At 42.0% G+C, this 12,199-nt stretch carries 11 protein-coding genes, 1 tRNA gene and 1 rRNA gene; 7 read left to right on the top strand and 6 right to left on the bottom strand.

Going from position 1 to position 12,199, the window contains the following annotated elements; translation table 11 throughout:
• Window positions 1–264: 264 nt before the first annotated feature.
• A 5S ribosomal RNA gene (gene rrf / locus HUS61_RS20515) occupies window positions 265–379 on the top strand.
• An 820-nt stretch (window positions 380–1,199) separates the two neighbouring features.
• Here rrf and HUS61_RS20510 read toward each other — a convergent pair.
• From HUS61_RS20510 to uvrD, 4 genes are all read right to left on the bottom strand, one after another.
• Complete coding sequence (locus HUS61_RS20510; RefSeq protein ID WP_105180702.1) at window positions 1,200–2,048, bottom strand: CZB domain-containing protein; 849 nt, start codon at window positions 2,046–2,048, stop codon at window positions 1,200–1,202.
• Window positions 2,049–2,115: 67 nt separating this feature from the next.
• Window positions 2,116–3,240, bottom strand: a complete 1,125-nt coding sequence (locus HUS61_RS20505) for an ABC transporter substrate-binding protein (protein WP_175083601.1) — start codon at window positions 3,238–3,240, stop codon at window positions 2,116–2,118.
• Window positions 3,203–5,272: a GNAT family N-acetyltransferase gene (locus HUS61_RS20500; RefSeq protein WP_175083600.1), complete on the bottom strand. Its 2,070-nt coding sequence runs from the start codon at window positions 5,270–5,272 to the stop codon at window positions 3,203–3,205. Before HUS61_RS20500 ends, HUS61_RS20505 begins: the two co-directional genes overlap by 38 nt.
• The gene (gene uvrD, locus HUS61_RS20495) at window positions 5,250–7,415 is read right to left on the bottom strand and encodes a DNA helicase II (protein WP_175083599.1); all 2,166 of its coding nucleotides are present in this window, start codon (window positions 7,413–7,415) and stop codon (window positions 5,250–5,252) included. Before uvrD ends, HUS61_RS20500 begins: the two co-directional genes overlap by 23 nt.
• A gap of 259 nt (window positions 7,416–7,674) precedes the next feature.
• Between uvrD and HUS61_RS20490 the strand changes: the two genes are divergently transcribed.
• Together HUS61_RS20490 and HUS61_RS20485 are read left to right on the top strand one after the other, a co-directional pair.
• A complete protein-coding gene (locus HUS61_RS20490; protein ID WP_054554878.1) occupies window positions 7,675–7,899 on the top strand; it encodes a hypothetical protein in 225 nt (74 codons plus the stop codon).
• Between the two features lie 121 nt (window positions 7,900–8,020).
• Complete coding sequence (locus tag HUS61_RS20485) at window positions 8,021–8,389, top strand: YacL family protein (RefSeq protein ID WP_175083598.1); 369 nt, start codon at window positions 8,021–8,023, stop codon at window positions 8,387–8,389.
• Between the two features lie 32 nt (window positions 8,390–8,421).
• On the opposite strand, the gene HUS61_RS20480 is transcribed toward HUS61_RS20485, so the two are convergent.
• Entirely contained in the window at window positions 8,422–9,051 is a 630-nt protein-coding gene (locus HUS61_RS20480; protein WP_055021757.1) for a peroxiredoxin-like family protein, read from the bottom strand.
• Between the two features lie 133 nt (window positions 9,052–9,184).
• Here HUS61_RS20480 and HUS61_RS20475 point away from each other — a divergent pair, with 133 nt between their 5' ends.
• Window positions 9,185–9,805 carry a dUTP diphosphatase gene (locus HUS61_RS20475; RefSeq protein WP_055199370.1) on the top strand — a complete coding sequence of 207 codons (621 nt, stop codon included), beginning with the start codon at window positions 9,185–9,187 and terminating at the stop codon, window positions 9,803–9,805.
• Here the strand turns inward: HUS61_RS20475 and yrfG are convergent, their stop codons facing one another.
• A complete protein-coding gene (gene yrfG, locus HUS61_RS20470) occupies window positions 9,806–10,462 on the bottom strand; it encodes a GMP/IMP nucleotidase (RefSeq protein ID WP_054563941.1) in 657 nt (218 codons plus the stop codon).
• Window positions 10,463–10,523: 61 nt separating this feature from the next.
• On the opposite strand from yrfG, the gene nudE reads away from it, so the two are divergent.
• From nudE to HUS61_RS20455, 3 genes are all read left to right on the top strand, one after another.
• Entirely contained in the window at window positions 10,524–11,096 is a 573-nt protein-coding gene (gene nudE / locus HUS61_RS20465) for an ADP compounds hydrolase NudE (RefSeq protein WP_171040476.1), read from the top strand.
• Window positions 11,089–11,886, top strand: a complete 798-nt coding sequence (gene cysQ / locus HUS61_RS20460) for a 3'(2'),5'-bisphosphate nucleotidase CysQ (protein WP_055021754.1) — start codon at window positions 11,089–11,091, stop codon at window positions 11,884–11,886. Before nudE ends, cysQ begins: the two co-directional genes overlap by 8 nt.
• A gap of 240 nt (window positions 11,887–12,126) precedes the next feature.
• Window positions 12,127–12,199 (top strand) — tRNA-Met (locus HUS61_RS20455).

Below are 12,199 nucleotides of genomic sequence, written 5' to 3'. Positions count from 1 at the left end.
AGCCATTAAGCTAACCTGTACTAATTACCCGTGAGGCTTAACCATACAACGCCAAACGCGTTTTATGACAGCGTAACAGACAGAAGTTAAGAAACTAAAGTAGATTTTACGAAGCTGTAAGCCATAGCTTTAAGCTGTAAGAAAATATCAGATTTCCAGATTTATGTAGGGTGAACCGCAACGCTTAACGCGAAATCAGTTCACCTTGCGCAAAGGACTCGTAAGCGCTACGCGCTTTGTAGAGAATCCTTTCCACGCCTTTTGCTTGGTGACAATAGCGTTTTGGACCCACCTGACCCCATGCCGAACTCAGTAGTGAAACGAAACAGCGCCGATGATAGTGTAGCAGCTGCTATGTGAAAGTAGGTCATCGCCAGGCTCCAAATTAAAGAAAGCCCGATTCGAAAGAGTCGGGCTTTTTTGCGTTTTGAGCTGTCAGCCAGGTAGGTTGGGTAGAGCGTAGCGAAACCCAACACGAGTTAGCGAGTTGCTAGTTAGCAAGGGTAAAGTTGAACTGTGTGGTTGTTTAGTACAGAGTCATTCTAAGCTCACCCTGTTCATTCTCCAGGTAGGTTGGGTAGAGCGGAGCGAAACCCAACATGAGTTAGCGAGTCACAAGTTAGCAAGGGTAAAGTTGAACTGCGGGGTTGTTTAGTACAAAGCCACCCTCAGCAACACCCCGTAGGAGGCACTTCAGTGCCGAATAAACAAGAGACATCAGCTTTCAGATATTAGAGGTAAGTTGAGCGGTGGAGTATTTGTAAACAGAGATCCCCTCAGCAACAAACCCCGTAGGAAGTACTTCAGTGCCGAATTCAGACCCTTAACAAACACATTCATGGCTAAAGCCATTCCTGCGTGATGAAAATGTCAGGCGGCAGATAATAGATGTTAGTTGATCTGTGGGGTTGTTTAGTACAGAGTCACCCTCAGCAACAAAACCCCGTAGGAGGCACTTCAGTGCCGAATTCAGACCAGAACAAACACATTTACGGCTAAAGCCGTACCTACAAGTACACTTTGCCTAGAACCTCCGGCAGAGGAAGACGCTACACCAAACACCCACACCGCGCAGCTGATCGCTGACGGCTGAAAGCTGATAGCTCTGTGTTGGGTTCCGCTGCGATCTACCCAACCTACGCCAGACCTTTAAACTTTCCCCTTTCTAACTTTACTCTTTCTAACTCGCTAACTAGCGACTAAAAAAGCCCATACTCTTCGGTTTCTTCTGCTTCGTGGCGCATGAGGTGCTCTGGGCGGAAGATGGCACTTGGGTCTAATAATAAGCTGTGTTTATGCTTCATTTTGATTAGTCCGCGCATCATGTTTTTAGTTTGCGGATCAACATCAAAACCAACCGAGGTAAGTTGGTCTAACGGTTTGATGTCTTCTTTTTTTACGTTGATGTTGTCTTCTACTTTGTCGACTAGAAGGCCTATATGAGGTGTTACACCGTCTTTTGTGGTGAAGATGATGATTGGCTTGTAATCAAGAATGATCTGCTCACGTGCCGATTCAAACAATCTAATAAGCTGGTTGAATGTTTGGCGCTTTTTCTCTGCAAATAGGCTAATCACCTTGTCGTGAGGTTGGCTTTTTTGCAATTCTAATAACTCACCGGCCATAGCATGTAATTCACGGTGTGGCTTATCAAACTTGGCTAAGATACTTTGTAAGTCTTCGTTATCGGTTTCAAAGTTGTTATACCAACGACCGAATGCACATTTGTCTGGATCTGTGGCTTTTGTAAAAGGTGCACCTGTTACTAGGCTATTTTCTAGAGCATCTAGCCAATCTAAATGGTCTTTTTCTCTTTCGACTAAAAGGTCAGATAATTCGGTATTGGTCTCTTTGGTTGAGTGATTGTTTAATACAATTCCTAAATCAAAGATAGGCGTTGGGGTTTCCATATAATCTTTAACCCCAATGAAGCTTTTATTTTCATTTGGCAACGACGTTAAATTTCCTTCGTAACGCTCAGTTAGAAGAATATCGAGAATTTTTAGTGAAATGGTCTTTTGGCCAACTCGAAAATTAATCAGATCCATATTTCCCTCAAAGCCTTGTTAAGTCTCTATAGCATAGAACATTATTGTAATTTAGTCGTAGTTTAACCTAATTACTTTTAAAATATGAGCGGTAGATTTTTTTGTTATTTCCAGAAGTGTGAGTGTTAAATAGATCAGCGAAATCTGATGTATCAGTAAAGAGTCGATTTAGCTCGGTCAGTAGGCATTGATTGTTTAGTGGTGTTGGGCATTTTTGGGCAGCGCTAACGAGTGCAACAGCATTCAAATAACCTTCAAATATAATTCTATTCGCACTAGTGTGATAAGGCTCTATATCTTCAATAAATTGCTTACACCAAGGGTTCTTACAGTTATTTGGGTCAGGTACCACTTCAGTGACCATGATGTTAGCGGGCTTTTTAACCCGTTGGTATAAATCATGACTCGATACGAAAGACACCGAAGTATAATCTGGGTTGAAGCTTTGTTTGTTTGCAGCATTAATAAATTCAGCGAGAGGCTTGTAGGTACCGACTAAACAAATTGCGGTTGCATTACTTTCTTTTAGAAGCGCTAAAGCTTTTGAAATATCATCACTATTGCGCTTAAATCGCGTGACTTCTACAGGTTTAATACCATGTATTTTTAGGGCGTTAACGAGATTGCTCTCTACCATATAACCAAACTCATCGGCTTGGATCATTAAGCCAATTTTTTCATGCTTACGCTCTTTAACTAGGTAGTTAATTTGCTCTATGGCTTCATCTTGGTAGCTCGCACGAAGATTAAATACATTCGGCATTGAGCTGTTATGTAAAAAGTCAGCGCCTGTAAATGGCATGAGAAATGGAATACGGTGTCTATCTAGCAGGGGCTTAATTGCATGAGCTGTTGGCGTGCCCATAGAGCCAAAAATCGCATGGATCTTTTGGTCAAATAGAAACTCGCGGGTATTCACTACGGTATTTTTTGGCTCATAGCCATCATCAGCTAAGATCAGATCGATACTTTGGCCATTAATACCGTTTTCTTTGTTGATTTTGTTAAAGTAAATATTACTGCCAAGCGCTAGCTGTTCACCTATTTGCTTAGCAGGTCCAGTCAGTGCCGTCGACATCCCGAGTTTAATGGTAGGTTGTTCGTGTTCAGCTAAAGCTAACTGAGATAGTAGCAAGGCATAAAAACATAAACACTTAATGGCTGTTATTTTGAAGTGATTTATAGTGAGCATACCAACCTTGCACTGCGGTTTTGAACTGTGAGTCTAAGTCTTTTTTACCTGTAAAACCGGCTTCTTCGATCAAGCTATTTACAGAGGTTTGCTGTAATACTAGTCGAATAAGGATGAATTTTGTATGTTCATCTAATAAATTTAGACTAATTGGTGTGCTCCAAATCATTTTCCATAGCAATGGCTGTACTTGGAAGAGGTTAATGTCACCGGTTAACAGTCGCTCAGCTCTTGTATTTAAGGCAGAAGATAAGGAACTTTTTGGTAAGCCTTTGAATAGTTCTGCAATAAGCTGCCAAGGAAGTGAGCTAAAATGACCAAGGAGTTGCAAAGACAGGTCTTGTTTAAATTCCTCTATTAAGAGTGCTGCGCTATCTGTGCTTTGCTTACCTAACGCTTTAATCACTAAAGCAGCATGTTCAGCCGTTGCTTTGTCATGACTAAATCCAAGCTTAACAATATTAAAGCCATTACTTTGCCAAAACTTAACTAACGCTGCATTTGCGCCAAAACTGGCACCAAAATAACTGCAATTATTTAATTGGCTTTCGCAGTAGTTTAACAGGGCTGAGCCAATACCTTGTTGATGACATTCAGGTGCAACAGCTATTCTCACAACTCTCGCTGAGCGTTTACACAAGTCTTCTGTATTTCGGCTCAATTGAGTCAGAGTTTGCGCCATTAAATGACCATGAGGCCTGCGCTTTCCTTTTATTACTTGCTCTGCGATTTCTGGTGCTAAGCCACCCTCAATAGCGATTAAGCAAACGGCTTTTAATGCATTTTCTTGTTTGCAGATCGATAGCTGTAACTCTGGGGCATCAAGCAATTGGCGTAAGTCATTTACTGTGGTTTGGTAATGAGCCAACGTCAGTAGCGCCATAACTTGGCTAAGTAGCTGCTCATCATCAACAAGTTGCTCTTTGCTTATGTTTTCAAATTGGTAAGACTTACCACTCTGCGTATCTAGGTACTTTGCATCGAGAAGTAATAGTTCGCGTAGGCTATTTTCGAGAGGGTCATGTTTAGCAAAACGAATTGGCTCATCCAAAGTAATAGTCTTTAGAGATTTATATTGGCTACGTAAGTAATGTAAAAAACGTAACGTGTAACCACGCCCATTCCCTTCATAACCAACCATAGTGCTCGCAAATACGATTCGTGGATAACTTTTTAGTATCTCTAATAGCATAGGAACCGGAATCGCCGCAGCTTCGTCGACAAATAACAGATCGCAATCTGGCTTTTCATGTAGCAGTATATCTGGCGCAATATAGCTAAGGTTAGCTAGTTGTTTACAGTTTAGCTCTTTGCTAACACCAAGCTCAGCGGCTAAATGTTTAAAGCTTGTTTGTACGGCTTTGGCTTGGGTGGCACAAATAAGGATTCTTTTATCTTGAAGACTTGCTGCTGCAAGCCCTAAAGCAGCTGACTTACCACGACCTCGGTCGGCACTGATCACAAAAGGACGATTAGCGCGCCCTGTCGCGGTTTTAATAATTTGCTCAACACATGCTTGTTGTTGCTGATAATTTATCTCTGCAGTTGCTGACGATACTGATTGGTAAGCAGGGAGCGAGTGTTCAGTAAAATAATGTGGCTGCAACTTTAGCTTGGAGAATAAACGCTGATTAAAAAAGCTGTGTTTAATTTCTTCGCCATAAGAGGTAATACTAGTGAGTGCAGGGTCTTGCCACTTATCGTCATCGGGCAGCAACAGTATCAGTACACCACCTGCTTTTACGGTACCTGCAAGCGCGGCTAGTTTATCGGCATATAAGCCGCTAAAACCATCAAAAATTGCGTGTTGAAACTCTTGGCCAAGAATTTGGTGAGCATGTTTTGGAAACTCACTATTTGCTAATAATGAGTTGCTACTGAAAACATAGGTATTTTTAAGCGCTAATTGGTTTGCAAACTGATAGCACCAAGTTTCGCAGCCTTGCACAATGACAAGCTGGCGATGCTTTGCGATCACCAGCTCATTACACAGTGCTGTTAAATACTCATTATAAGGCTTGAAGTCTTGCATACTGTGTTACAAGCCATTTGCTGCCTAGGTCATCAAAGTTCACTTGAATACGTGACTGTGCGCCGCTACCTTCGTAATTGAGTACGGTTCCTGCGCCGAACTTGGCGTGTAATACGCGTTGTCCTAAGTTAAAGCCGCTTTCTTCAAATGCGGCATGTGTTACTGAGGGACTAAAACGACCTGCCGCGGGTGGTCTTGAAACCTGTGTTTTAATACGAATTTCTTCGATACAGTCTTCAGGCATTTCACGTAAAAAGCGTGATGGGCTGTGGTATTTTTCTTGGCCGTATAAACGGCGACTTTCTGCGTGGCTAATGTATAGTTTTTCCATCGCGCGAGTCATACCAACATAGCAGAGGCGGCGTTCTTCTTCTAAACGGCCCGACTCTTCATTACTTTGTTGCGATGGGAACATGCCCTCTTCAACACCAACCATAAATACCAGTGGGAATTCTAGGCCTTTTGCTGAGTGCAGTGTCATCATTTGCACCGCGTCTTCGTGCTCGTCAGCTTGACCTTCGCCAGACTCTAGTGAGGTATAAGCCAAAAATCCCTGTAGTGGTGAGCTGAACTCTTCATCTTCAGGGAGTTCGTATTGACCACAAGCACTGATAAGCTCTTCTAAGTTTTCTACGCGGGCACGGCCTTTTTCACCTTTTTCTGCTTGATACATTGCCATTAACCCTGAGGTTTGAATGGCGTATTTCGCTTGCTCTTCTAAGGTGAGATCGCTGATTTTATCTTCGATATGCTCAACAAGTTCTAAGAATTTAGTGACGGCACTTGCTGCACGGCCAGATAGATGCTGCTGCTCTACAATAGCCTTTGCGGCATACCAAAGTGGCAATGACTCATTGCGCGCGCAGTCACGGATATGACTTAGCGTTTTATCACCAATGCCGCGGGCAGGGGTGTTAATAACGCGCTCGAAAGCAGCATCATCTTGACGGTTACCCACTAAACGTAAATATGAAAGCGCATCTTTGATCTCTTGACGTTCGAAGAAGCGCATACCGCCGTAAATACGGTATTTTAAGCCTTCTTGTAGCATTGCTTCCTCGAGTACACGAGATTGCGCATTGTTACGGTATAAAATGGCGGCGTCTTGTAATGCATTACCTGCATTTAGCCAGCTACGTAATTTGCTGCTAACAAAGCGCGCTTCATCTAATTCATTAAACGCAGCGTAAACAGAAATAGGCTCACCGTCATTGCCGTCAGTCCACAGGCTTTTGCCCATGCGTTCAGCATTGTTTTTGATCAGCGCATTTGACGCTTTTAATATTGTTGCCGTTGAACGGTAGTTTTGTTCAAGGCGAATGGTTTCGGCTTCGAAGTCAGTTAAGAAGCGTTTGATATTTTCAATTTTTGCGCCACGCCAGCCATAGATACTTTGGTCATCATCACCTACGATCATAATACTGTTGGTGTTACCTGCGAGTAATTTTAACCAAGCGTACTGGATTGTATTGGTATCCTGGAACTCGTCTACCAGCATGTGGGCAAAACGCTGTTGATAGTGACGTAAAAGTGTTGGGTGGTTCTTAAGTACTTCGTAGCAGCGTAGTAGTATTTCTGCAAAGTCGACTAAACCTGCACGGTCACAAGCCTCCTGATATGCAGCATAGACTTTTAGCATCATTTGCTCATTAATATCGTAGGCTTGAATGTCTTTAGGACGTAGACCTTCATCTTTTTTCGCGCTGATATACCAACCAAATTGTTTTGCTGGCCACTTTTTATCATCGATGTTCATCGCTTTGAGTAAGCGTTTGATCATACGTTGTTGATCGTCAGAATCTAAGATTTGAAAGCTTTCAGGCAAGTTCGCTTCACGGTGATGGGCGCGTAAAATACGATGAGATAAGCCGTGGAAGGTACCAATCCACATACCACCAACCGGTGCTTTTAACGTTTCTTCTACACGGGTACGCATTTCTTTCGCGGCTTTGTTAGTGAAGGTTACCGCAAAGATGCTGTATGCAGAAGCTTGCTCAACTTGCATGAGCCATGCGATGCGATGAACAAGTACTCGAGTTTTACCAGAACCTGCACCTGCAAGTACCAGCATATTTTGCAATGGGGCTGCGACTGCATCCCGTTGTTTGTCATTTAAGCCATCGAGTAATTCAGAAACGTCCATCGTTACGCCTTTTCAATCTATAATGGGTGGAGTATAACAGGTGTTTATGCAAGGCTAAATAAAATACTGTTTTTATAAACAGCTATTTTGGCAAGTCATTAAAATTACGATATAAAAATTGTGAATTTGACCGATTTTTAGCAAAAAGAACTAAAATTAAAATAACGCCACTTTTTAACACTTTGATTTGTAAGTCATAATAAGTTGGCATAAAGTGTGATTATAAAAAGTATAATCATTAAAAACTACAGAGGTTAGTATGGCAGAGCAAGGTTCTGGCGGTAATGTAATCGCAGCAATATGTAATATCTTTTTTCCTGGTTTAGGACAATTGGTACAAGGTCGTTTAATGGCGGCTATTGCATTCTTTTTAGCATGGGTTATTAGTGGTGCACTAATTTATGTTGCAGTTGGCTTTATTTTACTGCCAATCGTATACCTATGGGCGATTATTGATGCTGCACGCTTCAAGTCGCGACTCTAGCTATTTAATTAGCACAAACTCGAGCGCCACTTAGGCGCTCGAGCTGTTTTAAGGCGACTAAACTCGCCACGTTTAGCTGCAAACGGTATAATTAGCAGATAACGTATTAAGAGTACCCTCCATGGAATATCAATTTATCCGCGACCCTATTAGCGGTTTACGCATTAAAATTTCCTCTGAACACGCCATTATAGGCCGTTGGCTAAACGAAGAAGTCGGAAAAGAAAAAATTGCGATGGTGCAAGCGTTGATCTCTGCTGTTAAGAACAGTCATGAGTCTTTAACCTTACAAGGTCAAGAAATTGATTTGATCTTAAGTAAAGACGAAGCGCTGTTCGAAGCACATGCATTACATCAAGACAACGAAGATTTAGTTGCTTATCAAGATGATGATTTAATGCTTGAAGAAGAGGGCTTGTGCAGCGGTTGTGGTTTTGAAGACTTTGTCGATTTAATTGAATCTTGGCAAGAATTTACACAAAGCCGATAAGCAGAAGCATATCCTGCTTATCGGTTGCTAATTTATTGCTCACTCACTGATTTAACAGCGGCTAGTAATAAATCTTCTGTTAAGCGTACTTTGTAATTTGGGTTGGCGTATTGAAAATGAACTAACCCATTAGTATCTATTACGAATACTGCGGGTACTGGCAGTGCTACTTTTGGCTCACCTTCTAACGAGACAAAGTTAACCCCAAGCTTATTACGGTAAATCTTTGCTGTTTTGTCATCTAAATAAAATGCTAAACCTAACGTTTGCGCCAAAGTAAGGCTGTCGTCAGAAAGCAATTGATAGCTAGGAGCTGTAATTTTTGTTTCAGCGAGTTTTTCAGGGCTATCTGGTGAAACGGCAATTAGTTGCGCGTCTAAGCTTGCTAATTCTTTCTCTATTTTTTGCACGCTGGCCAATTGTTTTGAACAATATGGGCACCAGCCACCACGATAAACAATCAGCACGGTAGTTTTTTCTTTAAAGCGCTCAGCTAGCGAGACGGTTTTACCGTATTGGTCTTTCAATTCAACATTTGGCACCGTTAAGCCAGGTAATAACGGACTAACTTGCTCTGCTGATTCGGCAATATTGGTTGCAGTTGCAGCGATAACGTGGCTTGATAGTACAAACAGTGCACTAATGAATAGAGATTTAAACATGGGCTTCCTCGGTTATTCTTATCAACTGCAAAGATGACCTGATTGTTGCGGGATTTATTTCATCTTTACCTACATCAAACTCAAATTTAACTGTAGTATATAGGCAAATAAAAAATGCAAGTTGGGATAAAGAATGTCTGCTAATTTACAAAAACTCGTTGTTATGCTCGAGATGCAAAATGCGATGAATACCAAAGTTCATGAGCAATGGTTTAGCCAAGGTTTTGAATGGTATCGTGCAATTTGGGTTGAGTGTGCTGAAATGCTGGATCACTACGGTTGGAAGTGGTGGAAGAAACAAACCCCAGACACAGAACAAGTTATTTTAGAGTTAGTTGATATTTTCCATTTTGGTTTATCTTTACGCATTGATGGTGAAACCAGCTATGAGCAGTTAGCTGCGCAACTTGAAGCTGAGTTAAGTGCGCCAGTTCAAGCAGATGACTTTAAACAAACACTCGAATTATTAGCCGCGTCAGCAGTCGCTGAAAAGAGTTTTAATGCAGCTGCGTTTGCAGGTTGTATGGCGCAAATTGGTATGGATATCGATGATTTATATCGTGGCTACGTTGGTAAAAACACCTTGAACTTCTTTCGCCAAGATCATGGCTACAAAGACGGTAGCTATATCAAGGTGTGGAATGGTCAAGAAGATAACGAGCACTTAGTTGAAGTGGTTAAAAGCCTAGATACAGAGCATGCAGATTTTGCAAAGCTTGTATACCAAGGCTTAGAGCAGCGTTACCCGAAGTAATCATTCAACGGGTATAAGCTCGCGAAAATCGATGGTTGATAAAAAGCCATCGAACTGCTTATGCGGTTGCTGACTATCAGGGTTGGCAACCGCAAGTATATGACCAATACCAAACTCTTTTGCCGCATCTAGCACGGCAGGGCTGTCATCCACAAATAAAGTCCGTTCCTTATCAAACTGCCATTCTTGATGTACTTGTTGCCATAATGGTTGATGCTCTTTACTCACGCCATATTGATGAGTTGAGATCACACCATCTAAATAATTATCGATAGCAGTATGTTCAAACTTTAACATGGCACAATCTGGGTGTGCGTTAGTAAGCATGATCAATTGCTTGCCTGCTTTTCTAAGCTCAGTTAAAAACGGCGGAACATCTTCACGAATTCTGATTAAATGTTGAATGTCGCGTTTCAGCGCCATAATTGGTAAATCAAGTTGTTGTTGCCAATAATCTAAGCAGTACCAATTAATTTGTCCGTGAACTTGTTGATAACGATGTAAAATGTCAGCTTTTGCTTCGTCTAAGCTGATTTTATGTTTACGCGCATATTGCTCGGGAATAACGGTTAGCCAAAAGTAATTATCGTAATGCAAATCGAGTAGGGTGCCATCCATATCTAACAACACAGTATCGATTTTTGACCAATTTAACATAGGCAATTCACTTTAAAAGATTTATGATGAGCATAACTGCCATGATAGCAAATTAATGCCAATGACACAGAAAAAGCATCCTACACCACCGCAAATTTTGTCTAATGAAGTTGTCGCTAAAAGTCGACTATTTACTGTTGAATCTCTCGAATTGAAGTTCTCAAATGATGAGCAAAGGCAATACGAAAGAATTCGTGGCGGTGGCAGAGGGGCAGTTATGATTGTGCCAGTAACGGCCGATAACGAACTGTTATTAGTGCGAGAATATTGTGCAGGCACCAATGATTATCAGTTGGGTTTTCCAAAGGGCCTGATTGACCCAGGCGAAACACCACAGCAAGCCGCAGACCGTGAGCTTAAAGAAGAAGTTGGTTTTGGTGCTAAGCATTTCGCTGAACTTAAAAAAGTCAGCATGGCGCCGAGTTACTTTAATGCCACTATGCATATTTTATATGCTGAAGATCTCTACCCTGAAACCTTACCTGGTGATGAGCCTGAACCGCTTGTCGTTGTAAAATGGCCAATAAGTGATTGGCAATCATTATTGCAACAAGAAGACTTTACTGAAGCACGAAGTGTCGCAGCTTTGCTATTATTAACAAAGTACTTAGAGTCGGGAGCGGGCAATGAATGATTTTTTAGAACCGTGTATTCGGTTAGCTGAGCAAGCAGGCGATGCCATTATGGCCATTTATCAGCAGGATGATATTGGTGCTGAGCAAAAGTCAGATCATACTCCGGTCACCAAGGCTGACTTAGCATCGAACGATGTATTAATGGCTGGTTTGAAAGCCATAGCCCCTGATATTCCAATTATGTCTGAAGAAACACCCATTCCGGCGCTGGCAGACAGAAAAGATTGGCACCGTTATTGGCTGCTTGATCCTATGGATGGTACAGGGGAGTTTATTCTAGAAAGCGGTGATTTTGCAGTTAATATCGCTTTAGTTGAAAATAATCGCCCAGTACTGGGTGTTATCCATTGGCCAGCGAAACAAGTGACTTATTTTGCTAGTTATCAAAATGGCGCATTTAAACGTGAAAATGGCCAAGATCAGCAAATTTCGGTAGCAACACCCGATAACTTAACCTTAGCTGTAAGCCGCAGACAAAAAATTGAAGCGGTCAGTCAGTATTTAAATACTCAGTTTGCGACGGTGGCATTAGGCTCATGTTCATTAAAGGCTTGTATCATCGCAGAGGGTAAAGCTGATTGTTTTTTACGTATCGGGCCAACGGGTGAGTGGGATACTGGGGCGTCACAAGTGATTGTAGAAGAAGCTGGTGGCTGTATTACTGATGCCGAATTCAACCCGTTAACTTACAATCAACGAGAAAGCACAGAAAACCCTGACTTTATTGTGATGGGTCACCCTGATTGGGAGTGGCAAAAAATGATTAGTCCTCATCAGCGAGCTTTTTAGCTTTGTTTTGTGTGGTTTTTGTTCGTTTGAGTTAAATTTGTCACTATAACCCTTGATTTCTAATCTTATTGCTATATGATAGCGCTCTCTCTGAAACAGGGCGTCGTTAACATGCTTATGTTACTCAGAGATTACAGGCGCGGGATGGAGCAGAATGATAAATCATTCGTCGGACTCGCTAATACCTGAAGTCGAAGGTCGTCGGTTTAAATCCGGCTTCTGGGACTCTAAACATACAGGCGCGGGATGGAGCAGCCTGGTAGCTCGTCGGGCTCATAACCCGAAGGTCGTCGGTTCAAATCCGGCTCCCGCA

Origin of the sequence: Pseudoalteromonas sp. 0802 (assembly GCF_013350085.1) — a bacterium.
Taxonomy (GTDB): Bacteria; Pseudomonadota; Gammaproteobacteria; order Enterobacterales; family Alteromonadaceae; genus Pseudoalteromonas.
This window is presented reverse-complemented; position numbering and strand designations above follow the sequence as displayed.